Source organism: Luteolibacter luteus, from assembly GCF_012913485.1.
Taxonomy (GTDB): Bacteria; Verrucomicrobiota; Verrucomicrobiia; order Verrucomicrobiales; family Akkermansiaceae; genus Haloferula; species Haloferula lutea.
Genome location: NZ_CP051774.1, coordinates 2,127,606 through 2,154,205 on the forward strand (window position 1 = coordinate 2,127,606; position 26,600 = coordinate 2,154,205).

26 protein-coding genes are annotated in these 26,600 nt (G+C 61.4%); 13 read left to right on the forward strand and 13 right to left on the reverse strand.

Going from position 1 to position 26,600, the window contains the following annotated elements; genetic code table 11:
* The first annotated feature begins 9 nt into the window (after nt 1–9).
* The gene (locus HHL09_RS08765) at nt 10–1,080 is read left to right on the forward strand and encodes a hypothetical protein (protein WP_169454180.1); all 1,071 of its coding nucleotides are present in this window, start codon (nt 10–12) and stop codon (nt 1,078–1,080) included.
* Between the two features lie 112 nt (nt 1,081–1,192).
* Entirely contained in the window at nt 1,193–1,774 is a 582-nt protein-coding gene (locus HHL09_RS08770; RefSeq protein ID WP_169454181.1) for a hypothetical protein, read from the forward strand.
* Between the two features lie 12 nt (nt 1,775–1,786).
* Here HHL09_RS08770 and HHL09_RS08775 read toward each other — a convergent pair whose 3' ends face one another.
* From HHL09_RS08775 to HHL09_RS08805, 7 genes are all read right to left on the reverse strand, one after another.
* The gene (locus HHL09_RS08775) at nt 1,787–4,036 is read right to left on the reverse strand and encodes a carboxy terminal-processing peptidase (RefSeq protein WP_169454182.1); all 2,250 of its coding nucleotides are present in this window, start codon (nt 4,034–4,036) and stop codon (nt 1,787–1,789) included.
* Nucleotides 4,037–4,146: 110 nt separating this feature from the next.
* Nucleotides 4,147–5,334 carry an ABC transporter permease gene (locus tag HHL09_RS08780; protein ID WP_169454183.1) on the reverse strand — a complete coding sequence of 396 codons (1,188 nt, stop codon included), beginning with the start codon at nt 5,332–5,334 and terminating at the stop codon, nt 4,147–4,149.
* A 22-nt stretch (nt 5,335–5,356) separates the two neighbouring features.
* Complete coding sequence (locus HHL09_RS08785; RefSeq protein WP_169454184.1) at nt 5,357–6,508, reverse strand: FtsX-like permease family protein; 1,152 nt, start codon at nt 6,506–6,508, stop codon at nt 5,357–5,359.
* On the reverse strand, nt 6,505–7,194 hold the full coding sequence (locus HHL09_RS08790; RefSeq protein WP_169454185.1) for an ABC transporter ATP-binding protein: 690 nt from the start codon (nt 7,192–7,194) through the stop codon (nt 6,505–6,507). The genes HHL09_RS08785 and HHL09_RS08790 overlap by 4 nt, the downstream gene beginning before the upstream one ends.
* Complete coding sequence (locus HHL09_RS08795) at nt 7,191–8,411, reverse strand: efflux RND transporter periplasmic adaptor subunit (protein ID WP_169454186.1); 1,221 nt, start codon at nt 8,409–8,411, stop codon at nt 7,191–7,193. Before HHL09_RS08795 ends, HHL09_RS08790 begins: the two co-directional genes overlap by 4 nt.
* Before the next feature lie 208 nt (nt 8,412–8,619).
* A complete protein-coding gene (locus HHL09_RS08800; protein ID WP_169454187.1) occupies nt 8,620–10,209 on the reverse strand; it encodes an alkaline phosphatase D family protein in 1,590 nt (529 codons plus the stop codon).
* Nucleotides 10,210–10,303: 94 nt separating this feature from the next.
* A complete protein-coding gene (locus tag HHL09_RS08805) occupies nt 10,304–11,647 on the reverse strand; it encodes an NCS2 family permease (RefSeq protein ID WP_169454188.1) in 1,344 nt (447 codons plus the stop codon).
* 166 nt (nt 11,648–11,813) lie between these two features.
* Between HHL09_RS08805 and HHL09_RS08810 the strand changes: the two genes are divergently transcribed.
* From HHL09_RS08810 to HHL09_RS08835, 6 genes are read left to right on the forward strand one after another with little or no spacing between them, the layout of a single operon-like run.
* The gene (locus HHL09_RS08810) at nt 11,814–12,374 is read left to right on the forward strand and encodes a DUF1579 domain-containing protein (protein WP_169454189.1); all 561 of its coding nucleotides are present in this window, start codon (nt 11,814–11,816) and stop codon (nt 12,372–12,374) included.
* Between the two features lie 57 nt (nt 12,375–12,431).
* Nucleotides 12,432–13,211, forward strand: coding sequence for a DUF899 domain-containing protein (locus HHL09_RS08815; protein WP_169454190.1), 780 nt, complete (start codon nt 12,432–12,434; stop codon nt 13,209–13,211).
* Entirely contained in the window at nt 13,208–13,513 is a 306-nt protein-coding gene (locus HHL09_RS08820) for a hypothetical protein (RefSeq protein ID WP_169454191.1), read from the forward strand. The genes HHL09_RS08815 and HHL09_RS08820 overlap by 4 nt, the downstream gene beginning before the upstream one ends.
* Entirely contained in the window at nt 13,510–13,950 is a 441-nt protein-coding gene (locus HHL09_RS08825) for a YybH family protein (protein ID WP_169454192.1), read from the forward strand. Before HHL09_RS08820 ends, HHL09_RS08825 begins: the two co-directional genes overlap by 4 nt.
* A gap of 35 nt (nt 13,951–13,985) precedes the next feature.
* Nucleotides 13,986–14,390: a YciI family protein gene (locus HHL09_RS08830; RefSeq protein ID WP_169454193.1), complete on the forward strand. Its 405-nt coding sequence runs from the start codon at nt 13,986–13,988 to the stop codon at nt 14,388–14,390.
* Nucleotides 14,391–14,403: 13 nt separating this feature from the next.
* Entirely contained in the window at nt 14,404–15,726 is a 1,323-nt protein-coding gene (locus HHL09_RS08835; protein ID WP_240963760.1) for an RNA polymerase sigma factor, read from the forward strand.
* A gap of 76 nt (nt 15,727–15,802) precedes the next feature.
* Here HHL09_RS08835 and HHL09_RS08840 read toward each other — a convergent pair whose 3' ends face one another.
* Nucleotides 15,803–16,825: a glutamine synthetase beta-grasp domain-containing protein gene (locus HHL09_RS08840; protein ID WP_169454194.1), complete on the reverse strand. Its 1,023-nt coding sequence runs from the start codon at nt 16,823–16,825 to the stop codon at nt 15,803–15,805.
* Between the two features lie 187 nt (nt 16,826–17,012).
* On the opposite strand from HHL09_RS08840, the gene HHL09_RS08845 reads away from it, so the two are divergent.
* From HHL09_RS08845 to HHL09_RS08855, 3 genes are all read left to right on the forward strand, one after another.
* Nucleotides 17,013–17,837: a PP2C family protein-serine/threonine phosphatase gene (locus tag HHL09_RS08845; protein WP_205761005.1), complete on the forward strand. Its 825-nt coding sequence runs from the start codon at nt 17,013–17,015 to the stop codon at nt 17,835–17,837.
* A 65-nt stretch (nt 17,838–17,902) separates the two neighbouring features.
* Entirely contained in the window at nt 17,903–18,553 is a 651-nt protein-coding gene (locus tag HHL09_RS08850; RefSeq protein ID WP_169454196.1) for a 4'-phosphopantetheinyl transferase family protein, read from the forward strand.
* An 837-nt stretch (nt 18,554–19,390) separates the two neighbouring features.
* The gene (locus tag HHL09_RS08855) at nt 19,391–20,023 is read left to right on the forward strand and encodes a hypothetical protein (RefSeq protein WP_169454197.1); all 633 of its coding nucleotides are present in this window, start codon (nt 19,391–19,393) and stop codon (nt 20,021–20,023) included.
* On the opposite strand, the gene HHL09_RS08860 is transcribed toward HHL09_RS08855, so the two are convergent.
* The 5 genes from HHL09_RS08860 to HHL09_RS08880 all read right to left on the reverse strand — a co-directional run bounded on the left by HHL09_RS08860 (nt 19,980) and on the right by HHL09_RS08880 (nt 24,619).
* A complete protein-coding gene (locus HHL09_RS08860) occupies nt 19,980–20,597 on the reverse strand; it encodes a nucleotidyltransferase family protein (RefSeq protein WP_169454198.1) in 618 nt (205 codons plus the stop codon). The genes HHL09_RS08855 and HHL09_RS08860 overlap by 44 nt on opposite strands.
* On the reverse strand, nt 20,594–21,541 hold the full coding sequence (locus tag HHL09_RS08865) for an XdhC family protein (protein WP_169454199.1): 948 nt from the start codon (nt 21,539–21,541) through the stop codon (nt 20,594–20,596). The genes HHL09_RS08860 and HHL09_RS08865 overlap by 4 nt, the downstream gene beginning before the upstream one ends.
* Before the next feature lie 12 nt (nt 21,542–21,553).
* Nucleotides 21,554–23,734 carry a xanthine dehydrogenase family protein molybdopterin-binding subunit gene (locus tag HHL09_RS08870; RefSeq protein ID WP_169454200.1) on the reverse strand — a complete coding sequence of 727 codons (2,181 nt, stop codon included), beginning with the start codon at nt 23,732–23,734 and terminating at the stop codon, nt 21,554–21,556.
* Between the two features lie 3 nt (nt 23,735–23,737).
* Nucleotides 23,738–24,199, reverse strand: a complete 462-nt coding sequence (locus tag HHL09_RS08875; RefSeq protein ID WP_169454201.1) for a (2Fe-2S)-binding protein — start codon at nt 24,197–24,199, stop codon at nt 23,738–23,740.
* A gap of 81 nt (nt 24,200–24,280) precedes the next feature.
* Nucleotides 24,281–24,619 carry an ArsR/SmtB family transcription factor gene (locus HHL09_RS08880; RefSeq protein WP_205761006.1) on the reverse strand — a complete coding sequence of 113 codons (339 nt, stop codon included), beginning with the start codon at nt 24,617–24,619 and terminating at the stop codon, nt 24,281–24,283.
* Nucleotides 24,620–24,731: 112 nt separating this feature from the next.
* On the opposite strand from HHL09_RS08880, the gene HHL09_RS08885 reads away from it, so the two are divergent.
* Nucleotides 24,732–25,763 carry an aldo/keto reductase gene (locus HHL09_RS08885; protein ID WP_169454203.1) on the forward strand — a complete coding sequence of 344 codons (1,032 nt, stop codon included), beginning with the start codon at nt 24,732–24,734 and terminating at the stop codon, nt 25,761–25,763.
* A gap of 21 nt (nt 25,764–25,784) precedes the next feature.
* The gene (locus HHL09_RS08890; RefSeq protein WP_169454204.1) at nt 25,785–26,579 is read left to right on the forward strand and encodes an SDR family NAD(P)-dependent oxidoreductase; all 795 of its coding nucleotides are present in this window, start codon (nt 25,785–25,787) and stop codon (nt 26,577–26,579) included.
* Nucleotides 26,580–26,600 lie beyond the last annotated feature (21 nt).

Consider the following 26,600-nt stretch of genomic DNA (forward strand, 5'->3'; position numbering starts at 1 on the left):
ACTCTCCTCATGAAACCCAAGCTTGTTTTCCTGCCCCTGCTTTCCACATCCCTGATCGCGGGCGAGCCACTGCCATCGACTGGACCGCTTACCGATGCGAAAGCCAGCATCACTCCCGCTCCGCCAACAACGAACCCGTGGCGCATCGGTGCCGGGGTCATGTGGAGGACGCTCGGAGAGACCACGGTGAGTCCGAATCTGGGAGGCGGCGCACTATCCGGGAACTTTCCGGAGATCGGGGATCCCGGTGAGTATGCGGACCGGTTCTACGACGACGGCCATGTCGGGATCGGCGCCGCGACACCTGGCACCGGTCTGACGACGAACTGGAGCTACCAGAACTCGTCCCAGGTAGCAGGAGACACCTTGAGCTTCACCCGTAGCGGATTCTCGGGACTATCCTCCATCGGTGGGGCCCGCGATGACGACAGCAGCAGCGCCGCACCTTACGTGGAGATCAGCTATATGCGGCCAATCGGTGAAAAGCTGGAGATCGGACCCGCGCTCAATTTCTCCTTCACCAATCTCGACAGCTCCATCGCGCGATCCGTCACCGGATACGATGTATCAGTCACGGATACCTACGATCTCGGCGGGGTGATTCCACCGGAGGCTCCGTATGAGGGAAGCTTCGAGGGCCCCGGTCCCCTGATTCCGAATATCCCGGCATCACGCGACGCCCTGCTGACCCCCGTGAGCAGGGGCTCCTATCTTTTTGAGAGCGATGTCGATCTCTACAGCCTCGCACTCGGATGCGACCTGCATTGGAAGCCGACCGCTTCATGGTACATCGGTGCCGGAGCTGGCGCGGTGGTCAACTACGCCGATTGGGAAGCCCGCTGGCGAATCCCCATGACTCTGCCCGGTGCCGTGCACCGTGGCTACGGCAGCGACCAGGAGTTCCTCGGGGGCCTCTATGTGAAAGCAAACGCGGGCTACCGGATCAACGAGCAGTGGAGCGTGGATGGCTTTGTCCGCTACGATTGGAACGAAGACTTGGAAGGCCAAGCGGGCCGCACGAGCTTCAAAACCGATCTTTCGGGATGGAGCACGGGCTTCAGCGTGGGTTTCCACTTTTAGCCGCTCCCACACGCAACTGTTGCCGATTCTTGACCCACTGATCCGAAGCGGGTTAAGTTCAAGCAGCGGATAACCGTCATGCCATATGGGAGCGGATGTGATCTGGTGCAGCGTGAAATGGAAGCTGGTGGAGAAGGCCGCACAGGAAGGGAATCTCCACGGCGACTTTTTCGAAGAGGAAGCGGACGAGCCCGGCGAGCTCTTCGAGGGCGAGGAAATCGAATTCGAACACGAAGCGCTGACCTGGCTCGGCAGTTGGTGGCCGATGATGGGTCTCACCGAAGAGTTCCTGGCAACCTCCTTGCCCCGCCCCGCAGGCTTCGAAGAAAAAGCGGCCCTCCTTCGGCAACTCGGCATCCTCTGGGGAAAGACTTGGGAGGAACACGAGGTCACATCGGGAGCTACAGGAATGCGCCGGGATCTGGAACTGCCCGACAACAAAGACCAAGATCCACCTTTCACCGGGGCCATTTCGCCGGAGTCATTGAAGTCGCTCGCTAAGGAAATCCACGATCAGGACTGGACCAGCTTCATTGCCTACCTTGATGAGATTCGCGAGGAAGAGGATCCCACGGGCGAAAGCCGGAAACGTCCCGATACCGGAGAACTCGCCGAGCTCGTCCGGGAGCTACCCGAATTTCTCGAGTCCCTCGCCGCACATGATCGCGGCGTGTTGACCTACCTTTCTTACTAAACGGCGGCTCCTTCAGCGGGAGGCCTGCTTCAGCAAGCCTGCCATGCGGGCATTGCGCTCGGTGCTCACCATATCACGCAGGATCATCAGGCTCTCGCGCTCCTGCAGGTCGAGCGAACTCGGCCACGCGGGCGAGGAATCAGACTCGCCGGCCTTCTCCGGCGCGGAACGCAAGTAGCGGCTGGAGAACTTGCCGGGATCTTCCGCAACGAGCGGCTTGCCCTCTGCCACGTCATCCAAGGTGAGCTGGTAAAAGGTCATCGCCAGCTTGTCCTTCGCCTCGATCGCCGCGAAGCGCGGCTTGCGGTCGGCATCCCTCGCTTTCTCGCGGGCATTGAAATCTTCCAGCTCTTTGCGACGGAGGTCCGCATTCAGGGAAATCCGATTCTCGCGAAGTTTGGTCCGCGTCTCCGCGGCATCCTGGACCAGCCAGGCGAAATCCTTCGAGGCGTTCACCCGGGCTTGGCTGAGCTCCTTCAGGTGCGGGATGAAAAGCATCTTGCGATCGTAGGCTCTCAGCTCCGGTGCCGGACGGATCATATCGTGCGGCAAGGGATGATCGAGATAGGCTTCCCCGATCTCCTCGGCATCACTGGCATTCGGCAGGATGATGTCGGGGACCACCCCCTTGTTCTGCGTGGAGGACCCGGAGGGGCGGTAGAATTTCTGAATCGTCAGCTTCAGTGTGCCCGCCATGCTGCTCGATGAGAAGAAGGGCATCGTGGAAGCAATGCTCAGCGTCTGCTGGACGGTGCCTTTTCCGAAGGTCGAGGACTGACCCACGATCACCGCGCGGTTTGTGTCCTGCAGCGCGCCGGCGAGAATCTCGCTGGCAGATGCACTGTTCTTGTCGGTAAGGACGATCATCGGTCCGCCATAGACCGGCTCGCGCATGCCGGAGTTCAGCACCTTGATCTTGCCGACCGAATCTCTCACCTGCACGACCGGGCTCTCACCAAGAAAAAGGCCGGCCACGCGCTGGACTTCCGGCAGCGAGCCACCGCCATTCATACGGAGGTCAAGAATCAGGCCGTCGATGTTCTCATTCCGCAGGCGGCGCAGCAGCTGCTCCACGTCCGCGGCGCAGCCATCCTTCTTGCCGTCGAAGTCCACGTAAAAGGAAGGCAGGGTAATGATGCCAAGACGGCAACTCTCGTCGCTATCGGTCTTCGTTTGGATGATGGTGGCGCTGGCGAGCGAGGTCTTGATGTCCATCTTTCCGCGGACGATCTCGATCAGCTCTTCCTTCGCAGGAGTTCCATTATGCTCGACCTTCAGGGTCACCGGGGTGCCGTCCTTGCCACGCACCAGATCGGCGACCTTGTCATCCGGCATGAACATCACGGACACCAAGCCCTTCGGACCGTGGGCACCATCGGGATCGACGCCGAGAATGCGGTCGTCCGGCTTCAAGGCACCCTGCCGATCGGCCGGACCGCCAATCACGATCCCCGTCACACGGGTCGCGCCTTCTTCCTCCGCGAAGAGTTCCACGCCAATGCCGACCACCTGATTCCGCAGGTCATCCTTGAAGCGGTCCATCTCCAAATCCGCGAGGTAATCCGAGTGTGGATCATAGGACTGTGCCACCGCGCTGTAAAGGAGGCCGGTGATTTCGGCGGGCTCGATCTCGTCCCTCACTTCATTCCGCAACCGGGTATAGTGGAGGGATACCATCGAGGCTGCGGACGCCACCTTGGCCAAGGGATCCGGCCGGCCCTTCTCCTTCGCGTCCTTGGCGCTCTGCTCGCGGCGGACTTTCTCATTGAGCCACGCCTCCTTCACGCGCTGGCCCCAGATCAGGGAAGCTTGCGCCTCATCCTTCGGCCACGCCTCCTTGCGACGGTCCGCGCGGATGTATTCGTCCTTCGAGAAATCCGGCTCCGGGCCCTCGAGAATCGCCTCCGCCTCGGCGATGCGGGCCTCCACCCGCTTCTGGTAAACTGCATGGATGGCCTCGGCTGCCTGAGGGCCTTTGTTCGTCAGCAGCATCTTCGAGAGCTGCGTGCCGTAATCCTTCCGGAAAACATCGACGTCGCTCTGGAGGAAAAATTCCCGCTGTGGATCCAGCAGGGAAAGATATTCATCCAGGAAGCGCTGGCTCATCTCCGAGAAAGGCGGACGGCTGAAATGTCCGTTCTGGAGCATGCGGGACATATAGCTTCCCACCTCTCCCAAATCCGCGCGTCCAGCGCCTTCCGCGGCGGCGAGCGGCAAAAGAAACGCGGCAATCGCGGCAGCCCGGAACGAAGACTTTCTCATACGATCGGCCCATCCGATATACGGACTGCCTCCCGGAATCAAGATAAGGAAGCCTTCTCAGGAATTTCACGAATGGCTGCGCGAAATTCCTTGCAGCCATCCCGCCGAAATCAGGTTTCCCGCAACGCCGAGGCAATCGGCAGCCGCGCCGCCCGGACCGCCGGAAACACCCCTCCGAGGAGGCCCAGCACCACCGACCAGATGATCGCCTGGACCAGAAGGGCAGGCGTCACTGCGAAGGCAAAGGTCACCTGACTGAAAGTCGCCCAGTTCAAGGTGGATGCTTGATAGCCATCGAAGGCGATCCACGCGATGGCGGCCCCGACGATCCCTCCGATGAGGGAAAGCACCACCGACTCCACGAGAACCGAAACCACCACCGGGCCGGACCCGAAACCCAAGGCCCGGAGGGTCGAAATCTCCCGGGTGCGGGAAGATACCGCTCCATACATCGTGTTCAGTGCGCCAAAGAGGGCTCCACAGGCCATCAGCACGGCGATCATGACCCCGATCTGGGAAATGAAATCGCTGACCATGGTGGTCTGGTCGGCGTAGAATTCACTGAGCCGCGCCACCTTCGGCTTGAGCTGTGGATTCAGCGACAGTGCATCCTTGAACTCATTGAAGGAGCCCGGGCTATTCAGCTTGGCATAGACGGACTGGAAGGTATCGCCCCGCTTGTAAGCGGGCTGGAGGATGGAGGCATCCGTCCAGATTTCGGATTCCGCAATCCCGCCCTCCGCCGAAAAAATGCCGACCACCTGCCAAGTGTTCGAGCCGATCTTGATCGAGCTTCCCACCTCCAGACCTGCGAAGGAACGCGCGGCCCCGGCACCCGCAATCACCTCGTTTTTCCCCGGCTCGAAGAAGCGGCCCTCGCGGAGGACCACATTGCCGCGGACTTCATAGGCATTCGCCCCCACGCCGCGCAGCGGGACGTTCGCGGAGGTTCCGGTCGAGCGCTTCGGCAGATCGATGATCACAAAAAGCTCGGCGGAAGTCAGCGGACCCTTCGAGCCGCGGGCAATGCCGGGAGCATCGGAAATCACGCGTGTCTCCTCCCGGGAAAGCCCGCTGTTCATTTCCGAGTCCGAGCCGCTGCGCAGCACCACCGCAACATCCGGCGCACCGGTCGCGGTGACCGCTTTCTTAAAGCCCTCCGCAATCGCCAGCACGGCAGTGAGCACCAGCACCACGCCGGCAATGCCAAAGGCCGCGGAAAGCGCGGAGCCCTTCCGCTCCGGCAGCGCGCGGAGATTGAAGAAGGAAATCGAGAGGATCTGGGTGAGCCAGTTCATGGAGAATGCAAAGTTTCCTGGTTCAGTTCCGTCTCAGGGCAGTGGCGATCTGAAGTCGCATCGCCTGGATGGCAGGCAGCGCTCCGGCGACCATCCCGAGGGCGAGGGCAGCAAGGACTCCGGTAATGAGATCCCGGTGCGGTAGATTGAAGGAAGGCAACACGGTCGCGAAGGGATTCGCCTCGGAAATCGCGGCAGCCAGCGCGAGGCCGACAACGCCGCCGAAAAGGGCGATCGCGCAGGACTCTGCCAGCACCAGCACCAGCACAAGGCCATTGGTAAAGCCCATCGCTTTCAGCACGCCGATCTCCTCGGTGCGCTCGCGCACGGACTGGCTCATCGTGTTCCCGGCAACGAGCAGGATGGTGAAGAAGACCGCGCTCACCACACCGGCAACGATCGTTCCGATGTCGCCGATTTGCTGCGCGAAGGAGGAAGCAAAGGCACCCTCCCCTTCCGTCACGGTTTCATAAGGAGAGTTCGCGAACTCGGCATCGATCGCCTTTGCCACCGCCGTGGCCTGGTCCTTGTTCTTCACACGGATGGTCAGCCAGCCGATCAGGCCCTTTTGCTCTACCTTACCCTCATCGAAGTAGTCCCAGCGGAAATACATCGAGGAAGTGTCGCCGCCTTTTTTCGTCGATTCATAAGCTCCGACGATTTTGAACTCCCAGGCGGCCTGATCCTTCGGCTGGCCCCAGATGGGCGAGGTGAGCGGAACGGTATCGCCAACCTTCCAGCCGAATTTCTTCATCAGGGACTCACCAACGATCGCGCCGTTCCGTGTAGCAAGCCACTCCTTCTTCGTCTCCTCAGAGACCGGATACTCGCGGAAGACATCGAGGAAAGTCTCCGGATCGACCGGCATGGTGGCAAAGAAGTTCTTCGGATCCTGGTAGATACCGCCGAACCAAGTGAGTGCCGCCACGGAATCGACCCCGGGGATGTTCGCGATCCGGTTCTTGTAGTTCACCGGCAGCGGCTGGATCAGGGTGATTTTGTTCCGCACTACCAGGCGGTCGGCATCCGCCATGTTCACGCCGGCGAGAAGGCCCTCCTTCAGCGCGCAGAGCAGTCCGAAAAGCAGGAAAGCCACGATGGCCGAAAGTACGGTGAGCACCGTACGCAGCTTCTTGCGTTTCAGGTTGCCGATGACCAGCGAGAGGAATTTCATGCCGGCGCCTCGGTGGAGAGTTGTCCCTTGTCAAGGTGCACCGTGCGGGTGGCACGGGCGGAGGCATGCGGGTCGTGCGTGACCATGACGATGGTCTTGCCGTGCGCCTTGTTCAGCTCCTGAAGCAAGGAAAGGATCTCATCGCCCGACTTGCGATCGAGGTCACCGGTCGGTTCGTCGCAGAGCAGAATCGTCGGGTCGGTAACGATGCCGCGGGCGATGCCGACGCGCTGCTGCTCACCACCGGAAAGCGTCCGCGGGTAGTGCTTCGTCCGATGTGAAAGACCCACCACATCCAGTGCGATCTTCACGTGATCCTTCCGTTGCGATTTCGAAAGATGCGTGAGCAGGAGAGGCAGCTCCACATTCCGCTCCGCGGTGAGCGTCGGAAGGAGGTTGTAGAACTGGAAAACGAAGCCGATGTGCCGGGCCCGCCAAGCCGCAAGCTGCCGGTCCGAAAGCCGGCCGATCGACTGTCCGCCGATCTCGACATCGCCGGATGTTGCTCGGTCCAGGCCGCCAATGAGATTGAGCAAGGTGGACTTTCCCGAACCCGAAGGACCCATGAGCGCGAGGAACTCGCCCTCCTGGACCTCGAGATCGAGATTCGAGAGCACATGAATGTCCTCGGACCCGCGATGGAAGGTCTTGCTGACGCGATTGATCTTAACGAGTGCGTTGCTCATTTGTCGGAGGTTTTGACGCGGCGGCCATCTTCGAGGGTCGCGGAACTTTCAGTGACGATGGTTTCGCCGGGCGTGAGACCGGCAGAGACGGTGGATTGATCGCCGGTGGTCTGGCTGACCGAGACGGCTCGCCGCTCGACTTTTTCGCCGCTCAGCACCCATACGACGTTTTGCCCCCCGTCATCCTGGACAGCAGATTTCGGAATCGTGAGAGATTTTCCGGTCAGGGTCGCCGTTTCATCGGCTTGGAAGGCTACCTTCACCCCCATGTCCGGCAGGATCCGCGGGTCGAGTTGGTCGAAGCCCACGCGCACCTTCACCGTCGCCTTCTGGCGATCGGCGGTCGGAATGATCGCGATCACCTTCGCGGGGATCTTCCAGTCCTGATAGGAATCAAGGGTCGCCTCCACCCGCTGGCCGGGCTTCACGCGGTTGATGTGGCTCTCGTTCACGTCGACTTCGATCTCCAGGGACTTCATGTCGACGATCGTGCAGATGCCGGTACGGGTGAAACCACCGACGGACATCGGTGAGATCATCTCCCCTGGCTGCGCGTTCTTGGAGGTCACGATCCCACTGAAGGGGGCCAGAATGGTATTGTCCTCCACCTGCTGCTTCCACTGGGCGACGTCGGCTTCCGCCACGGCAACATCCGCGGTCTGCTTGGCGAGACGCGCACCGAGCGCACGGGCTTGCGCGGTGGCCCGGTCAAAGTCCGACTCACTGGCCGCGCCCGATCTCGAAAGGCCGGTGAAGCGTACCAGCTCCTTCTTCGCGAGATCGAGATTCGAAATCGTTTCCTCCAAAGTGGTGCGGGTCGCCACAAGCTGGGCCTCGGCATAGCGCAGGCCGGCCGACACATTCGAGGCATCGAGCCTGGCCAGCAGCTGGCCCTCCTTCACCTCCATGCCTTCATCCACCAGCACCTCCACCACCTTGCCGGTGACCTTCGAGGAAACCGTGGCCGAACGCCGGGCCGTTACATAGCCGGAGGCATTGAGAAGGGTCGCACGGCTCGAACCGCCACTACTGACCTCGGTCACCTTCGCGGTCTTCACCACGGGGACATCGGCCCGCTTGGAAAAGAAGAATGCCGCCACACCGCCGATCACCAGCAGGAGGAAAACCCACCAGATCCAAGCATTCCCATGCCGGTCCGGTGGAATGGCCGATCGGTCGATCCGAAGGGCGTCGAGTGAAGGTTTCGAAGAACTCATGCCGCCGGAAGAAACTGCGGCACGTTGCGCCAATGCGCGGGCAAGGCGAGTCGAAACTTGTCCCCGCCCCTTGGACAGAAAGCCGAAGAACCGGCACAAGCACCTGAAAACAAGCAGCAAGCGGAGGGGCGGGTCCGACGGTTAGAAAACCCCGTCATGAATCCACCCGCTCCGCAGGCATACCATGAAATCGACGTAGAAGCCGGGATCAGGCGTGAACCACGGCCGGCTTGCCGCTTTCGACCACGAAGGAAGCCGGGGTCTTCAACGGGGCATCCGGACGCGTCACGTAGTTCACCGTGCGGAAGTCGGTGCGCCACTCAGTATTGTTGATGACACAGCTCACGTAGCCACGGCGGGCGCTGTGGAACTTCACGAAGGGATTCTCCGCGATCATCTCTTCCAAGCCCTTCGGCTTCTCGACACCATCGGCATTCGAGGTGATCGAGGTGCAGACAAACTCACTGCCCACCACCGGGGCATCCGGGCGTCCGGGCATGAGGGTCAGCTCATTCGCCCAGTGCGTGTGGATGTCGCCAGTGAGGACGATTGGATTGGAAACCTTCAGGTCTTGAAAGGCCTTCAAGACTGCCTGGCGCTCGAATTCGTAGCCGGGCCACTGATCCATGCTGCAGCTTTCCTGCTCACCGATCGCACGATCCACGCGGGCCATCATGATCTGCTGGGCGAGCACGTTCCAAGTGGCGCGGGACTTGCCGAGTTCGGCAAAGAGCCACTCGCGCTGGATTTTGCCAAGCAGCGTGCCGTTCGGATCCATCGCGGCCTTGCCCGGGCGCTTCATCCCATCACCATTCGGCTGGTCGGTGCGGTACTGGCGGGTGTCGAGCACGTGGAAATCCACCAAGCTGCCGTGGCGCACGCTGCGATAAAGCTGCATGCCAGGCCCCTTCGGAACACACGCGGCGCGAAGCGGCATGTGCTCGTAGTAGGCTTGGTAAGCTGCGGCGCGGCGCTTCAGGAAGGTCTCGGTATCGACCCAGCCCTTCTCTTCCGGAATGTCACCCGCATAGTTGTTGTCGAGTTCGTGGTCGTCCCAGGTCACCACCCATGGCGCGGCAGCGTGCATCGCTTGGAGCGAGGGATCGGACTTGTACTGCGCGTGGCGGTTGCGGTAATCGAGCAGGCTGACGATCTCCGGGCTGTTATGGCGGCGGACTTGGCCATCGCGGCTCGGGCCTTCATAAATGTAGTCGCCGAGGTGGAAGACGATGTCCGGGCTCTCCTCGAGCATGTGCTTGTAGGCGGTGTAGAAGCCGGTCTCGAAATGCTGGCAAGAGGCGAAAGCCATCTTCAGCTGGGAGGTCTGGTTCGCAGCCTTGTTCGGGCTTTCCAGCGTGCGGCTGCGGCCTTTCTGGCTGATCTCGGCACCCGCCTTGAATTGATACCAGTACCAGCGGTCCGCCTGCAGGCCGGTGACCTCAACGTGCACGGAGTGCGCCCAGTCCGGGCTGGCCAGCTCTTTGCCGCTGGCGACGACCTTGGTCATCGCTTCATCCTCGGCCACTTGCCAGTACACCCACACCGCTTCATTCGGCATGCCGCCACCTTCGAGCGGCTGGGGCGCGAGGCGCGTCCAAAGCACGAAGCCATCGGCGGAAGGGTCACCGGAGGCGACGCCCAGCTGGAAAGGATAGGCTTGGAAAGAGGGGTTCTCCTTGGCGACAAGGGCATTTCCCCAGACCCGCCCGGCACTCAGGGCGAGGAGCATGGAACCCGAGGCCCCGAGGAAGGACCGGCGGGAATGACGCGAGGCATCGATCGGAAAGAGCGGCTGCATGGGCTGCGGATACTGCGCATTCATTCAATTTTTTCAATCAACGGAATGGTCACCAAAGCCCCCTCGACCGTTGATGCTGGATGAGCTGGGAAGCTTATTTCCCGATCATCCGGAAGAGCAGCGGTTCCATGAAGTGAATCAGGAAGACCACCGCGAGACCACAGGTGAAAGGCGTCAGGCTCTCGCGGTTCTTTCCGGTCCCGAGAGCGATCGCCACCATCGTGATAACTCCGATGCCGATGCCTGTGCTAATGCTAAAGGCCATCGGCATGGTGGCGATGGTCAGCACCGCAGGAGCGGCAATCTCGAAGCGTGAGAGATCGATCTCCATCACGCTGCTGAACATCAGGATGCCGACCACGACCAAGACCGGTGCCACGGCCACCGTGGGGATCGCAAGGATGAGCGGCGTAAAGACCAGCGCCACCAGGAAGAGGATCGCCACGACCACGGCAGTCAGTCCCGTCCGCCCGCCAGCTTGAGCACCGGTCGCGCTTTCGACATAACTGACCACGGTGGAGGTGCCGAGCAGCGAGGAAAGGATGGCCGCCAGCGAGTCCGCCACGAGGGCTCGCGAGAGTCCGGGAATCTCCCCTTTTTCATTCACCAGCCCGGCGCGCTTCGTGACGGCGATGAGCGTGCCGAGGTTATCGAAGAGATCCACCAGCAGCAGCGCGAGGACAACGGGCAGCGCCTTCAGCGGCTCCTTCAGGATGAAACTGAAGTCGAGCTTGAGAAAAAGCGGCTCGAGCGAGGCAGGTGGGGAAACGAGCGATGCGGGAAGCTTCGTGATCATTCCACCCTGCCCGTCCGGCACGGCAAATCCTGCAAGGGCAAGCACGGTGATCGCGATGAGCACCGCTGCGGGAGCACCCCGTGCGATCAGTACACACGTGAGCAAGATCCCCACTGCGAAGAGTGCAACCGGCGGCTGGGTGAGATCGCCCAAAGCGACGAAGGTCGCGGGGTGGGCGACGATCATTCCTCCGTTCTTCAATCCGATGAAGGCAATGAAGAGACCGATACCGGCGCAAATCGCCGCCTTCAGCGAAATCGGCAGGGCATGCACGATACGCTCGCGGACGCCGCTCAAGGAGAGCAGCAGGAAGATGACGCCATTGAGAAAGACCAGCGCGAGCGCACTCTGCCAAGGCACGCCCATGCCGATGCAAACCGCATAAGCAAAGAAGGCATTGATGCCCATCCCTGGTGCCATCGCGAGTGGCAGATTCGCTAGTAAGGCCATTAGCAAGCTCGCGATGGCCGCCCCGAGCGCTGTGGCTGTAACCAAGGCTTCACGCGGCATCCCGGCGTCCGCGAGGATCGTGGGATTCACGATCAGGATGTAGGCCATCGCGGCGAAAGTGGTGCAGCCGGCGATGAGTTCCGTGGCGGGCGTGGTTCCCTTTTCGCGGAGACGGAAGAGGCGCTCTAGCATGATTCGGATAAGTCCTATATGACCTATTTTTACCGGGAGACAGCCCTCGCTCTAAAAAAATCGCGGACAGTGTCCAGAAATCGGCCGACCGTTCGTCTTCCTATTGAAAGCCGCCAATCCATTGGCAGCGCAGTTTGCAACGAACCAAACCTAAACAACGATTCACATGAAGACCCGTTCCTTCCTCCAAAGCCTTTTCGCCTCCCTCATGCTCGGTAGCACCGCCCTCTTCGCCCAGGAAATGCCCGAGATGCCGAAGCCACAGTCCGAGCACAAGTGGCTCGAACAATTCGTCGGCGAATGGCAGTCCGAAATGGAATGCCACATGGGCCCTGACCAAGAGCCCATGAAAAACAAGATGACCGAGAAGGCCCGCTCGGTCGGTGGCTTCTGGCTTGTCTCCGAGGGAAGCGGCGAGGCCATGGGCACCCCCTTCACCAGCATCCTCACCCTCGGGTATGACCCCCAGAAGAAGAAGTTCATCGGCACCTGGGTCGATTCGATGATGGGCAAGATGTGGAACTACGAGGGCAGCCTCTCCGATGACCAGAAGACCCTCACCCTGAACACGGAGGGTCCCTGCCCGATGCAAGGCGGCAAAATCTGCCAATTCAAGGAAGTGATCACGCTTCAGGACAAGGACCACAAGACTTTCACCAGCAGCGTGAAGGGCGAAGATGGAAAGTGGACCACGATCATGAACGCAAAGTCCACCCGCACCAAATAACCCCGAGTGTCCCGATCGGCCCTCCCCGTTCGTCATATTCATGAACCCCATCGAATCATGAGCACGCAATCATCAACCTTGGAACCGGAAGCCACCCTGGAGAATCATCCGGTAGTCTCCCGTGAGAAATGGCTCGCGGCCCGTAAGGAGCTACTGAAAAAGGAGAAGGAGCTCTACCGGACACGTGATCGGCTCTGCGCCCAACGCCGCGAGCTTCCCTGGGTGAAGGTGGACGAGAACTACATCTTCGACGGACCTGAGGGAAAGGTTACGCTCTCCGATCTCTTCCGCGGCCGGAGCCAGCTCATCATCTATCATTTCATGTTCGGGCCCGGCTGGAAGGAGGGCTGTGGCGGCTGCTCCTTCCTCTGCGACCACTTCGACAGCGCGCGCCTGCACTTCGAGCATCGGGATGTCGCTTTCGCGGCGGTGTCACGGGCTCCGCTGGCGGAGTTCGCGGGCTTCAAGAAGCGCATGGGCTGGAAGTTCCCATGGGTTTCCTCCGCAAACAACGACTTCAACTACGACTACCATGTCTCCTTCACCGAGGAGCAGGTAGCCAAGGGCGACGCGAGCTATAACTACGCACCGGAAACCGAGGCCGGCGAATCGCACGGCATGAGCGTCTTCTACAAGAACGAGGCCGGCGAGATCTTCCACACCTACTCCACCTATGCGCGGGGTGGCGAGGAAGCGCTGACAACCTTCATGATGATGGATCTCACGCCGAAGGGCCGGAATGAAGAAGGAACCATGAGCTGGGTCCGCCTTCACGACACCTACGACGAGTCGGAGAAGTCACCCTGCGGTTGCAGCTCGAAGGAGGACAAAGCATGAACCCGTGCTGCAAGAGAAGGATCGTTCACAAGCGATCGAAGGATACGACGCTACGCCGCGGACTTTCCGCTTCGGCGTGGCTCGTTCCCGGCAGCATGCTGGTGCTGATGCCGAAGTGCCCGGTGTGCCTCGCCGCCTACATCGCACTCTTCACGGGCATGGGCATCTCCATTCCCGTGGCATCGGGACTGCGGATCTTCCTGATCATCGCCTGCTGCGCGTCCCTTCTCTTGCTCGCATTCCTTTACATCAGGAGATTCTTGGCCTCGAAGAACGAGAACACCAAACCCATCTTGCCATGACAACGCTCGCCCGAAACGAGGAACAACAGATCCGCGACCTGGTGGCCGATTGGCTAAAAGCCGTTCACGCTCGTGACGTGGATGCCGTGATGAAGGACTACGCGCCCGACTTCACCGGCTACGATCTCTTCGCGCCGACGAAAGTCACCGGCGCGGGCGATTACCGGAAGAACTACCAGATGTGGTTCGACCATTGCAGTGGTCCGCCGACCTACGAGATCCGCGAACTGGATGTCACCGCGGGCGAAGACGTTGCCTTTTGCCGCAGCCTCAACCGCATGATGAGCCCGAAGGAGGGCGGCGGCACCGAGGAATGCTGGCTGCGCGTCACCGTCTGCTTCAAGAAGATCGCCGGCTCGTGGAAAGTGGTCCATGAGCACGTCTCCGTGCCGCTGGACATGGAAACGCAGAAAGGCGTCTTCGATTTCCGGCCGTGACTCGAACCCCGACTTCATTCAATCCCTTGTAAAACATGAACAACTACAGCAACTCGAATGGATACCTGCTGCTTTTCCGCGGCACCGATTGGCACAAGGAGCTCTCGCCCGAACTGATCCAGCAGATCATGGGCGATTGGAGCACTTGGTTCGACCGCCTGACCCAGCAGGGCAAGCTCTCCGCGGCGAATCCCCTGGAGAACGAAGGCGTGGTCATCACGGGAAAGTCCCGCACGCTCTCCGACGGCCCCTTCGCCGAATCGAAGGAAGCAGTCGGCGGCTTCTTCCTCCTGACCGTCGATACCTTTGAAGAGGCACTGGAGATCGGCAAGGAGTGCCCCGCCCTGCCCTACGGCATCATCGTGGAAGTTCGTCCGGTGGCACCTGCCTGCCCGGCCGAGCGCATGCGCCGCGAAGCGGAGCTCCAAGCCCTCGCCTGAAATCGATCACCCCGTGAGCGCGCCTCCTTCGCCCAATCCCGAGATCCCGAAGCTGACCGAGCACCTCTTCCGGCATGAGACCGGCAAGCTGGTCTCGGCCCTGACCCGGATCTTCGGCATTCACCGCCTGCAATTGGCGGAGGATGTGGTTCAGGAGGCGATGATCCGGGCACTACAAACCTGGCCCTACTACGGGGTTCCCGACAATCCCGCCGCTTGGCTGATGCAAACGGCAAAGCGGCGGGCGCTCGATATCATCCGGCGCGAAAAGCTGTTCCACGAAAAGCAGCCGGAAATCGCAGCCTCGATCGAGCGCCTACCCGAAGAAATTGATGGCCCGCAATTCGAGGACGAGATCCGCGACGATCGCCTGCGCCTCATCTTCGCCTGCTGTCACCCCCTGATCTCGCTGGAAGACCAGACCGCCCTCGCCTTGAAGACGCTGTGCGGATTCGGCATTCCCGAAATCGCCAGCGCCTTTCTAACAAGCGAAGCCGCCATCGCAAAGCGGCTCACCCGTGCGAAGCAGCGCATCCAGGATCAGGGCATCCCTTTCGAGATTCCCGCGGGTGCGGAACTCGAGTCCCGGCTCGATGGCGTTTTACACGTGCTCTATCTCCTTTTCAACGAAGGCTACAAGGCATCGAACGGCCACAGCGTGGTGCGGGAGGATCTCTGCCGCGAAGCCATCCGTCTCGCCAGCCTGCTCGCCGCGCATCCCGCGGGAGACCTGCCGCGCACGCACGCACTCCTCTCCGTGATGCTGCTCGACTCCGCGCGCATTCCCGCGCGCGAGGACGACCAGGGAAACATCCTGCGCCTCAAAGACCAGGATCGCAGCCACTGGGATCACGGTCTCATCGGCGCGGGCATCATGCATCTGGCCAGAGCCTCCACCGGTAATCACCTCAGCGAGTATCACCTGCAAGCGGGCATCGCCGCCTGCCACTGCACCGCGCCGGACTATGCGGATACCGATTGGACCCGCATCCTTTCCCACTACGACCGCTGGGTGGAAATCAGCGATTCACCGATCGTCGCCCTGAACCGCGCCGTTGCCGTCGCCAATGTCCACGGCGCGCAAGCCGGGATGGAAGCGATCAAGGCCATCGCCAAGCCCGAGCAACTGGAGACCTACTACCTCTTCCACGCGGTCATCGGTGACTTTGAAGAGCGCCTCGATCGCCGCTTGGAAGCCGCCGCCCGTTTCAGCAAGGCCATGGAGCTGACCGGCGTCGCCTCAGAGCGCTCGTTCCTCGAAGAACGCCAGCGCGCCTGTGAAACGAACACGCCCTTCCGCCCCGGCAAGCACAAGGGCCCTTCCCGCAGCTCCTGACCGGTCACCGCGAAAGAAAACGACCGCCCGGTTTCCCGGACGGCCGTTTCGCGAAACAACAATGGTCCAATAAGACTTACGGAAGCGGCACTTCCGAGATCGTCTTCAGCACGCGGCTGGCGATCTGGTACGGGTCGCCCTGCGAGTTCGGACGGCGGTCTTCAAGGTAGCCCTTGTAGCCGGCGTTGATAAAGCTGTGCGGGACGCGCACGGAGGAACCGCGGTCGGCGATGCCGTAGGTGAACTTGTCGATGGACTGGGTCTCGTGGAGACCGGTCAGACGCATGTGGTTGTCCGGACCATAGACGGCGATGTGCTCGTCGAGGTTCTTGCCGAAAGCAGCCATGAGCGCTTCGAAGTACTCCTTGCCGCCGGTTTCACGCATGTACTTCGTGGAGAAGTTGCAGTGCATGCCGGAGCCGTTCCAGTCGAGGTCCTTGCCGAGCGGCTTGCAGTGGTAGTTCACATCCACGCCGTAGCTTTCGCAGAGGCGGTTCAGGATGTAGCGGGCGACCCAGATCTGGTCGGCGCAGGTCTTCGAGCCCTTGCCGAAGATCTGGAATTCCCACTGGCCCTTCGCCACTTCGGCGTTGATGCCTTCGTGGTTGATGCCGGCCTCAAGGCAGAGCTCGAGGTGCTCTTCGACGATCTGGCGGGCAACGTCACCGACATTGCTGAAGCCCACGCCGCAGTAGTACGGACCTTGCGGACCCGGGTAGCCACCCTTCGGGAAACCGAGGGGAGCACCGTCTTCCCAGAGGAAGTATTCCTGCTCGAAGCCGAACCAGGTGTCGGCGTCGTCGAGGATGGTGGCGCGGCTGTTGGACGGGTGCGGGGTGACGCCATCGGGCATCATGACTTCGCACATCACGAGGATGCCGTTGTTGCGGCTGCCGTCTGGGTAAAGCGCAACCGGCTTCAGCACGCAATCCGAGCTACGGCCTTCGGCCTGCTGGGTGGAGGAACCGTCGAAGCCCCAGTTCGGAAGCTGCTCGAGGGTCGGGAAGGAGTCGAAATCCTTCAGCTGAGTCTTGCTACGGAGGTTCGGGACAGGCGTGTAGCCGTCGAGCCAGATGTACTCCAATTTGAACTTGGGCATCGTATTCTTAGGTTGTGGTTCGGATCGCGGGGATTCGTGCGGATGATCAGGGGGCGTGCAAGCCCTCAGTGCGTGCATGCGCCAGCACCGACGCCCGAGAAAGCAGTTCGCAGGCCAAGACGCAAGCAAGCCCGGTTTTTTTCTTTTTGCCGCGGCCACGGCAGACGCTCAGATTTGCGCACGAAACGTGACCTCGCCCGACCCCGAAAACCCGTCCCATCCCCTTGAAATCAACTGGTCCGGCATGACCCATGTCGGCAGGTTCCGGACCAACAACGAGGATGCCTTCCTCGCCCTGAATTTCGACGCCCATGAGATCCGCTACCTCGGCAAGACCGGAAGCGGGACCATGAAGGAGTCGGACTACGTTTTCGCCGTCAGCGACGGCATGGGCGGGGCCAAGTCAGGAGAGTTCGCCAGCAAGATCGCGGTGGAAAAGATCACCCGCCTGCTACCTCCCAGCTTCGGCATGGCCGCGCAGCATCTGGAATCCGGCTTCTCCGACATCTTGCGGGAGCTCTTCGAGCGGATCCACGGGTCCATCAGTGATTTGGGCCGCTACTACCCGGAGTGCCACGGCATGGGTGCCACCCTTAGCCTCTGCTGGTTCATGCCCGGCTGGATGTGCTTCAGCCACATCGGGGACAGCCGCATCTATTACCTCCCGCAGGAGGGAGAAATGCTACAGGTCACCCACGACCACTCCCACGTCGGCTGGCTCCGCCGCTCAGGAAAAATCAATGAACGCGAAGCCCGCACCCACCCGGGACGCAGCTCGCTGTCGCAAGCGCTCGGCGGTGGGAACCAGAAGATCGACCCCCACATCGGCCGCGTCCAATGCCGTCCGGGCGACCGCTTTCTCATTTGCTCGGACGGTCTGGTGGACGGCCTTTGGGATCGCCGCCTGAATGAACTCTCGCGAAAGCATCTCTGCGCGGAGACCCTGGTGAACGAAGCCGTGGCCGACTCCGGCCGGGACAACACCACCGCGCTGATCATCGAGGTAAAATAGATCGCATCCACGCGGCAGGTGGCCATCCTTGCCCTGTGCCAGCATCACTGCCAACTCCCGGGTGTGTGATCGTTCACGTGGTCGATCCCTCGGCCCTTGCGGACGAGGACGCGCTGCTTTCCCTAACGGCGCTCGAGCACGAGCAGGCAGCGCGCTTCCGATTTGAGAAGGATGCCCGCCACTGGCGCGCCTGCCGCAGCGCCCTGCGCCGGATCCTCGGGGAGATTCTGGAGATCGAGTCGGTCTTTGTCCCTTTGGACTTCGCGGAGTTCGGCAAACCCTTCCTCCGCGATCCCTTCGGCGACCTGCATTTCAATCTATCCCACTGCCACGACCTCGCGCTGGTTGCGGTTTCCTGTGATGGCCCTGTCGGTGTGGACCTCGAAGCCGAGAACCGCGGCCGGAGCCTCCTTGGCTGCGAACAAGCCTTCTGCCATCCGGAGGAAATGGCGACCCTTCCGGAAGACGAGGAATTACGGAGCGGCACCCTGCTTGACCTCTGGACCGGTAAGGAAGCCCTCTTGAAAGGGCTGGGCACCGGCATGTCCCTCGCCCCGGAAACGGTCTCTTTGATCCCAAGAGGCGAGCACGGCGCCGGCACCTATCCCCGCTTGCAGGGCTTCAAGCTTCATCGCCTCGACCATCCGCGCCTGGAACAACACGTGGCCCGCTTGGCTGCCCCCCTCTCCTCGGAACGGATCCTGATTGTCGGCTAACATCGACATCTTCCACTCCTTCATGGCAAAAGGGCCACGCCGAGCGAATCCATGCCCGATGTGATCCAATTTCACTGCCCTGCCTGCGGGATCTCCCTGCGGGTGCCTGTGGAAGCATCGGGCTTTCAAGGGCCCTGCCCCCGCTGCCGGCAGGAAATCATAGGACCTGACATCGCGACCGGTGCTGGCCCGCGAAGAGTGTCTTCGCCGCCACCTCTCTCTCCGCCCATCCGGCCACCAGTACCGAGCAAGCGCGACGACCCCTTCAATCCCTTCATCGGATCGCAATGGCAGCCCGCACCAGATCCCGGGACAGAGTCTCCGCAGCCGGACTCCCAATCTGAAACTGAAGCCGAGCCTTCACTGCCGGTAGATCCCCAAGAACCCGGAATAGTCGCCCCTCGACCACCGACTCAAACGGAGGCCCGGCTCGAAGCACCACGACTGGTAACTCACCCCCCGGAACAGGAGCCCGAGATTCCAGCACAGCCCCCCGAAGCCCCTTCGGAACCTCGCCCGTTACCATTTTCCCAGCCCTTCCTCGAAACCGCCGCTCCCCCCATCCGCACAGCGGGACCACCCCCACAACGGGATGGCCGGAAATGGACAAGCTGCGCGCTCGTCCTTTCTTCGCTTATCGCCGGCATCCTGGGCTTAGCCACGGGCTTCGCCATCGGATTCTACAAAGCGCCTTCCCAGCAAGCGGCACCGGAAATGCCCGAGCAGCCGGTTAGCCCCCATGTCCCCGAAACCGCTCTCAGCCCCCCAACGCCCGAACGGCCTCTCGAACCAGTTCCTGAAATCACACATGAAGATCAGCCAAGCGGAGAGCTCAAGGTGATCTCGGCACCGGAGGCAGCCCTCAAGGCCTTCCTCTCGGCTCCGGACTGGCGATCACGGCTCAAGCACTCGCTACATGGCGCGAACATCGGTCCCAAGATGGAGACCTATTATGCCGAGTTCGCCGATGGACCGATCAGGCCGATCGCGATCACGGCACAGCTCACACGCAACGACGGGGAATCCGGCGTCAAACTCGCGACCTTCGGAGTCACCACGGAATCGCATTCCAAGCCGATCGATGTAACACTGCTCGAAACTAGGGAAGGCTGGAAAGTGGATTGGGAAACCTTCGTCGAATTCCAGAATGACCACCTCGCCAAATTCGCAGGCGGGCAAGGCAGTGACACCGGAGCCTTTCACGTCGAGGTCCGCACCACCGAGATTACCAAGTTTCCCGGCGGAGAAAACATGGCCGCCTATCGGCTCGATCTGCCTTGGTATGAACAGAGCTATTTCGGCTTCGTCGAGACCGGATCCACCACCCATCGGGGCTTGGCCGCCGCTGTCCGGCCCGGAAACCCGATTGCTCCGGTACTCCAATTGACCCGGCGAAGGACCGCCGACGGAAAACCTTATCTGGAGATCATGGGGATTGCGGCTTCGAACTGGCATCCCGAGCCCGAGTGAATCTCTCCCAAACTTCCGGCGAATCGATATCCCAAGCCCCCTCCGGAAATGGCACTTTCCCCACCGCCTCCGGGTGCCGGGACGCAATCACCCTAGCCCCTTGATCTCCGCCAAGCCCAAGCAGCCGGTCAAAGTGCTCGGCAGCGAAAAGAGCAGGAGGTCCCGTTGCCTCCCCGTGATCACAAAGAACGATCGAGGGCACCGGCTCCCGCAGTGCGGCAAACATCGCCTCTAACAGGTCAGTTGTGACTGCAGGCTGATCCGAAAGCAGCACCAGTACCGCCTCAATATCAGGAGCAAGGTCCAGCAGATGCCTGACTCCGGAGGCGAGCGAACTTCCCATTCCCTGCTCCCAATCCGCGTGATGGAAGGTCCACACCCGGGCAGGACATTCGCGGGCAAGGATCTCCTCCGCGTGTGCGCCGATGACGCGGAGCACCGGATCACAGCCCGCGGCGAGCGCGGTGAGGCATGCGCGATCCAGCAGGGTCACGCCATCAATCTCCAGCAGCTGCTTCGGGGAGCCGAAGCGGCTCGCCTTTCCCGCCGCCAGCACAAGCGCTCCGATCTTCATGCGGAAACGGAGACGGCATGGATCGAGCCCTTGCGGTCGCGCAGGAATCCTGCGGGCGCACCAGCGAGGGCAGCCTGGATCTCCGCAACAATCGCGAGCGCAATCGACGCGGGATGATGCCCGCCAAGATCGAGCCCGACCGGTGCATAAAAGCGATCGGTGACGGAAGGATCTTCGAGAAGCCCCAACGAGCCCAGCTCACCGAGCAAGGTCTCGCGACGCCTTCGCGATCCCAACAAACCGACATAGCCATAGCCCGCCGGCAGGATTTCGCGCAGGAAGGCGAGGTCCGTCGCCAGGTGATGGGTCATCATCAGTACTGCCGTGGAGTCATCGGGCACGTAGTGTTCCCTCAGTTCGTCGGCAGAGAGTGCACGGATTGCTTCCCCCGCCACCCGAGGCGTCTCGGCAATCATCCGCTGCTCTCGCACCACCCGGTGGCGCTGCCAACCAAGTGAAGCCGCGAAGGACAGCACCGGCTCGATGTCCGGCGTCCAACCGACCACGATCAAGCGGACCGGCGGCTCCACCTTTTCGATCAGGGCTTCATCGGAGCCTCGTGATCCGACGCGCGTGCCCGCATCATCGGTCACCAAGCTGATGGGTCGCCGCTCACGGAGTGCTGACTCCACAACCAACGGAAGCGCAGCAGGAATCTCCTCGATCAGAACGTGCAATTTCCCCGGACAGCCGAAGTGCGGACGCGTATCGATCGTCATCTTCCGCGGCGCACCTTCGGCAAACACCTGGCGCGCAGCGTTGGCGATGCCTTCCTCAAGACACCCTCCACTCAGCGAGCCCGTGAAGCTGCCGTCCTCCGCAATCAACATTCGCGCGCCTGGCTGCCGGTAGCTCGAACCTTCACGAGCCACCAGCGAGGCAAGCGCAAGCCTGCCCTCCCGATGCTTGCGGGCGAAGTCGAAGAGAAATGGCCAATCGCTCATCGGCAGATAACGTCAGCTCCAGCTTAGATCCTGTTTCGCCAAGGGCAAGGTGCGGACACGCTTTCCGGTGGCGGCGAAGATCGCATTGCAGATCGCGGACGCTGTCGGCGGCAGCGCCGGTTCGCCAAGCCCGGTCGGCGGATAGTCCGACTTTGCGAAGTGAACCTCTACCTTGGGCGCATCCTTCATCGTGAGCAGCGGATAGTCATGGAAGCCCTTCTGCTGGACCGCCCCATTTTCGACGAGGATCTCCTGGAACCACGCGGCGCTGAGACCATCGATCATCGATCCCTCCACCTGGTTCTCGGCACCGCTGAGATTCATGATCGGTCCGACATCCACACCGGCGGAGAGCTTGTTCACCTTCAGCTTGCCGTCCTTGCTGACGGTCACATCGGCGACCACGGCCACGTACCCGAGATGGCTGAAGTGGAAGGCGATGCCCCTGCCATGGCCGGGCTCGAGCTTCTCGCCCCAGCCGGATTTTTCGGCGACGAGCTTCAGCACGCCCTTCATCCGCGCGGCATTGTAGGATTGGCCACGTCCACCGGTGGCAGGCACCTCGGGCTGATCCCCCAGCAGCTCGAGCCGGAAGTCGAGCGGGTCCTTCTTCGCGGCATGCGCCATCTCATCGATGAATCCCTGGATCGCCCATGCAAGCGCACAGGAACCCGGCGCGCGCCACCAACCCAAGGGCGTGTTGCTAGGGAAAATGGTGCGCTCCAGCAGCAGGTTCGGCACGAAGCGGCTGGGGAATTCATCTCCGCCGAGGTCCGCTCCATTGCCGGTGCGCTCGTCGCTATTGAGGCCAAAGGTCACGAAGTGATCGGCCCAGTGACTGAGCTTTCCGGCATCGTCCACGCGGCCGCGGAAATGGTGCCATCCACCGGCGCGATAATAGTCGTGTGTAAGATCCTGATCGCGGGTCCACGTCACTTTCACTGGAGAGCCTTCCAGCTTCTGCGCGATCGCGGCGCACTCGATCATGAAGTCGCCCATCAGGCGCCGGCCGAAGCCACCGCCGATGCGGGTCATGTGGATCGTGATTTTGTCCTTCGCGATATTCAGCGCCTTCGCGATGCCATCCAGTCCGCCTCCGGGATTCTGGGTTGGCGCCCAGATCTCGACCGCGCCGTTCTTGAACACGGCGGTGCAATTCTGCGGCTCGAGGTTCGCATGAGCGAGGTGTGGATAGTGGTAGCTCGCGACCACCGTCTTGCCATCATCGGGAAACTCGGGCTCGCCGGTCTTGCGGATCTCACCCGAACCCTTGCCTTTCATCACTTCGGCAGCTTTCGCCGCGTGCGCCGCGAAGCTTTCCTTGGCATCGGCATCCCAAGTCACTTGCAAGGCATTCTTCGCCTTGAACGCGCTCCACGTATCCTTGGCGATGATCGCCACGCCCGGCAGCAAGCCATAGTGGTCGCCGCTGCCCTCGATCACGAAGGCATCCGTCACTCCGGGAAGCTTCTTCACCGCATCCAAGTCCGCCTCCTTCACCTTCCCGGCGAAAACAGGGCAGCGCACGTAGCTCGCGTATCTCAGCCCTTCATGCTTTTGATCGATGCCGAATAGCGGCTGTCCGGTGACAATCTTCGGATTGTCCACGCCGCCGATCCGCTTCCCGAGCAACTTGAACTCCTCGACCTTCTTCAGCTTCACCGATTTCGCATCGGGCACCGGAAGCTTCGAAGCGGCGGAGGCCAGCGCGCCGTAGCCCGCCTTTCTACCGGAGGACTTGTGAATCACTTCCCCGGCAGTGGCTTCGCACTCCTCGGCAGGAACACCCCATTCCTTCGCAGCTGCTTCCACCAGCATCGTGCGGGCGATGGCTCCCATTCTACGAAGGTTATCGTAGTTCGTCGGGGTGGACATGCTGCCGCCAGCCATCTGGCGGCCAAAGGCCTTCTCATCGACCGGGGCCTGCTCGACCGTCACCTTTTCCCAAGGCACTTCGAGCTCCTCCGCGATGATCATTGGCAGCGAGGTTTTGATCCCCTGCCCCACTTCCGGGTTCTTCGAGAAAATCGTGATCACTCCTTCCAGAGTGATCCGGATAAAGGCATTCGGGGAAAAGGCAGTGGCCGCGGCTTCCGCGGCGCTCGACCAGGAGCCAAGCATGAAGCCTCCGCCCACCAGCGCGCCGATCCGGAAGAATCCGCGGCGGTCCATCATGTCAGGTGTCGCGTTCATGGCTTACTTGGCGGCGGCTGCGGTGTGGATGGCCTTGCGGATGCGCGTGTAGGTAGCGCAGCGGCAGAGATTTCCGGACATCGCGAGGTCGATATCCTCGTCGGTCGGAGTCGGCTTCTCGCGGAGCAGGGCGGTCGCGCACATGATCTGGCCGGCCTGGCAGTAGCCGCACTGGGCGACATCGAGGTCACACCATGCCTGCTGCAGCGCGGTGAGCTTTCCGTCCGTGGCCAGTCCTTCGATCGTCGTGACCTTCTTGTCACCGACGGCTGAAATGGGCGTCACGCAAGAGCGCATCGCCTCGCCATTCAAGTGCACGGTGCAGGCACCGCACATGGCCATGCCGCAGCCGAATTTCGTTCCTACCAGATCGAGGTGGTCGCGGAGCACCCAGAGGAGCGGGGTGTCCTCCTCGACCTCGGCCTTCCGTTCCTGGCCGTTGACGTTGAGAGTGAAGGTTTTCATGCGGTTTTCCGGTAATCTTCGCAGCGTAGCGGTTTCACCACGCGGCGCAGCCAAAAAACCGGCACGAAGTGAACCGGAGGCTCAGAGCGATTTCGCTGCCGGCTTCTTCCCGGTTTTCTTCGCTTTCTCGCGCATCACGAGATCGAGCAATCCCGGAAAACGCTTCTCCATTTCCTCGGTTCGCACGGAAGTCATGCAGCGCGTGCCCTCGGTGCGTGTCAGCACCAAGCCCGCCTCACGCAGCACCGCGAAATGATGCGAACGCGTCGCTTTCGAGATATCCAGCGGGATATCCCCGCAGGCCAGTTCCCCTTCTTCCATCAGTGCGCGCAGGATTTCGATCCGGCAGGGATCGGACAGCGCTTGCATCACCGTGGGCAGGGTGACGTCCTGAGGTTCGGGGTGACTGTAGGGTTTCATTGCGACACAAAATAGCATACCCTCATTGTTCGACAATCATCGAATTATCGTTTGACGGCGCAGAAATTGGGTTTAGATGTTCGATGAGTCTCGAACAACACGCGTCCCCACCATGGAATTCCGACATCTCGGCGGATCGGGCCTCAAGGTCCCGGTATTGACCCTCGGCACCGGCACCTTCGGCGGCAATGGCCCGCTCTTTTCCGCATGGGGAAACAGCGGCGTCGAGGAAGCGAAGAAGCTCATCGATATCAGCCTCGAAGCCGGGCTGAACATGTTCGATAGCGCGGACGTTTACTCCGCCGGGCAGGCCGAGGAGATCCTCGGCAAGGCCATCGAAGGCAAGCGCGACCAAGTCCTCATTTCCACGAAGGCCACCTTCCGCACCGGCGAAGGCCCGAATGACATCGGCTCCTCCCGCCATCACCTGATCGAGTCAATCAATGGCAGCCTGAAGCGCCTCGGAACCGACTACATCGACCTGTTCCAACTCCACGGCTTCGACGCGCAGACGCCGATCGAAGAAACACTTTCCACTCTCGATGACCTCGTCCGCGCCGGAAAGATCCGCTACCTCGGCGTTTCGAATTTCTCCGGCTGGCACCTGATGAAGTCGCTGGCCATCGCCGAAAAATATGGCTGGGCCCGCTACGTCGCCCACCAGGCCTACTACTCGCTGATCGGCCGCAGCTACGAATGGGAACTGATGCCGCTCGGCATCGACCAGAAGATTGGCGCAGTTGTCTGGAGCCCGCTCGGCTGGGCCCGTCTCACCGGCAAGATCCGCCGTGGAACCCCTCTCCCGGAGAACAGCCGCCTGCAATCGCAGCTCAATGTGGATGTGGGCCCGCCGGTGGATGATGAATACCTCTACCGCGTGGTGGATGCCCTCGACGAAGTCGCCTCGGAAACCGGTAAGACCATCCCGCAGATCGCGATCAACTGGCTACTCCAGCGCCCGACCGTTTCCACGATCGTGATCGGCGCGCGCAACGAAGATCAGTTGCGCCAGAACCTGGGTGCTGTTGGTTGGAACCTCACCAAGGAGCAGGTGGCCAAGCTGGACGCCGCCAGCGACACCGCTCTCGCCTACCCTTATTTCCACCAAGCCGGCTTCGAGCGGAATCCCTCGCCCGTCGCCTGAAATGCTCAATCCACCACCACCATGGACCTCCAACTCACCGGCAAACTCGCCCTCGTCACCGGCTCGACCGCCGGCATCGGCCTCGCCATTGCGAAGACTCTCGCAGCAGAAGGGGCCCGCGTCATCATCAATGGCCGCACGCAGGCCCGTGTCGATGAGGCCATCGCTGCCATCCGGCAGGATGTCCCGGACGCATCCCTCGAAAGCTTCGCCGGCGATCTTGCCAAGGTGGAGGAGAGCGACCGAATCGCCATGGAGTTTCCGGACGTGGAGATCCTCGTCAACAACCTGGGCATCTTCGAGCCGAAGCCCTTCGAGGAAATCCCCGATGCCGATTGGTATCGCTTCTTCGAGACCAACTTCATGAGCGGGATGCGCCTGAGCCGCACCTACCTCCCCAAGATGAAGTCGCGCGATTGGGGCCGCATCATCTTCATCTCCAGCGAGTCTTCCTCCGACGTGCCCGCGGAGATGATCCACTACGGCGTGACGAAGACCATGCAGGTCTCGCTTTCCCGCGGCCTCGCCGGTCTCACCACCGGTACCGGCGTCACGGTGAATACCATCATGCCCGGCCCAACCTGGTCGGAAGGCGTGGAGCAGTTCGTCAAAGATCTCGCCCGCGACCAGAACAAGCCGGCTGAACAAGTGGAGAAGGAATTCTTCACCAACATGCGGCCGAACTCGTTGCTGCGCCGCTTCATCCAGACGGATGAGATCGCCTCCTTCGTCGCCTACGTCGCCAGCCCGCGTTCCGCCGCGACGAATGGTGCCGCCCTCCGTGCCGAAGGTGGCTTGCTCCACAGCCTTTTCTAACAAAAACGAGAACCGCCTCTT

What these genes read in the sequence shown, in the direction of transcription:
- HHL09_RS08820 (WP_169454191.1), top strand. Translation starts at nt 13,208, where the DNA reads ATGAACCCGTGCTGCAAGAGAAGGATCGTTCACAAGCGATCGAAGGAT.
- HHL09_RS08885 (WP_169454203.1), top strand. Translation starts at nt 24,732, where the DNA reads ATGGAATTCCGACATCTCGGCGGATCGGGCCTCAAGGTCCCGGTATTG.
- HHL09_RS08795 (WP_169454186.1), bottom strand. Translation starts at nt 8,411, where the DNA reads ATGAGTTCTTCGAAACCTTCACTCGACGCCCTTCGGATCGACCGATCG.
- HHL09_RS08825 (WP_169454192.1), top strand. Translation starts at nt 13,510, where the DNA reads ATGACAACGCTCGCCCGAAACGAGGAACAACAGATCCGCGACCTGGTG.
- HHL09_RS08875 (WP_169454201.1), bottom strand. Translation starts at nt 24,199, where the DNA reads ATGAAAACCTTCACTCTCAACGTCAACGGCCAGGAACGGAAGGCCGAG.
- HHL09_RS08880 (WP_205761006.1), bottom strand. Translation starts at nt 24,619, where the DNA reads ATGAAACCCTACAGTCACCCCGAACCTCAGGACGTCACCCTGCCCACG.
- HHL09_RS08815 (WP_169454190.1), top strand. Translation starts at nt 12,432, where the DNA reads ATGAGCACGCAATCATCAACCTTGGAACCGGAAGCCACCCTGGAGAAT.
- HHL09_RS08805 (WP_169454188.1), bottom strand. Translation starts at nt 11,647, where the DNA reads ATGCTAGAGCGCCTCTTCCGTCTCCGCGAAAAGGGAACCACGCCCGCC.
- HHL09_RS08780 (WP_169454183.1), bottom strand. Translation starts at nt 5,334, where the DNA reads ATGAACTGGCTCACCCAGATCCTCTCGATTTCCTTCTTCAATCTCCGC.
- HHL09_RS08865 (WP_169454199.1), bottom strand. Translation starts at nt 21,541, where the DNA reads ATGAGCGATTGGCCATTTCTCTTCGACTTCGCCCGCAAGCATCGGGAG.
- HHL09_RS08870 (WP_169454200.1), bottom strand. Translation starts at nt 23,734, where the DNA reads ATGAACGCGACACCTGACATGATGGACCGCCGCGGATTCTTCCGGATC.
- HHL09_RS08830 (WP_169454193.1), top strand. Translation starts at nt 13,986, where the DNA reads ATGAACAACTACAGCAACTCGAATGGATACCTGCTGCTTTTCCGCGGC.
- HHL09_RS08810 (WP_169454189.1), top strand. Translation starts at nt 11,814, where the DNA reads ATGAAGACCCGTTCCTTCCTCCAAAGCCTTTTCGCCTCCCTCATGCTC.
- HHL09_RS08800 (WP_169454187.1), bottom strand. Translation starts at nt 10,209, where the DNA reads ATGCAGCCGCTCTTTCCGATCGATGCCTCGCGTCATTCCCGCCGGTCC.
- HHL09_RS08765 (WP_169454180.1), top strand. Translation starts at nt 10, where the DNA reads ATGAAACCCAAGCTTGTTTTCCTGCCCCTGCTTTCCACATCCCTGATC.
- HHL09_RS08775 (WP_169454182.1), bottom strand. Translation starts at nt 4,036, where the DNA reads ATGAGAAAGTCTTCGTTCCGGGCTGCCGCGATTGCCGCGTTTCTTTTG.
- HHL09_RS08840 (WP_169454194.1), bottom strand. Translation starts at nt 16,825, where the DNA reads ATGCCCAAGTTCAAATTGGAGTACATCTGGCTCGACGGCTACACGCCT.
- HHL09_RS08860 (WP_169454198.1), bottom strand. Translation starts at nt 20,597, where the DNA reads ATGAAGATCGGAGCGCTTGTGCTGGCGGCGGGAAAGGCGAGCCGCTTC.
- HHL09_RS08890 (WP_169454204.1), top strand. Translation starts at nt 25,785, where the DNA reads ATGGACCTCCAACTCACCGGCAAACTCGCCCTCGTCACCGGCTCGACC.
- HHL09_RS08790 (WP_169454185.1), bottom strand. Translation starts at nt 7,194, where the DNA reads ATGAGCAACGCACTCGTTAAGATCAATCGCGTCAGCAAGACCTTCCAT.
- HHL09_RS08785 (WP_169454184.1), bottom strand. Translation starts at nt 6,508, where the DNA reads ATGAAATTCCTCTCGCTGGTCATCGGCAACCTGAAACGCAAGAAGCTG.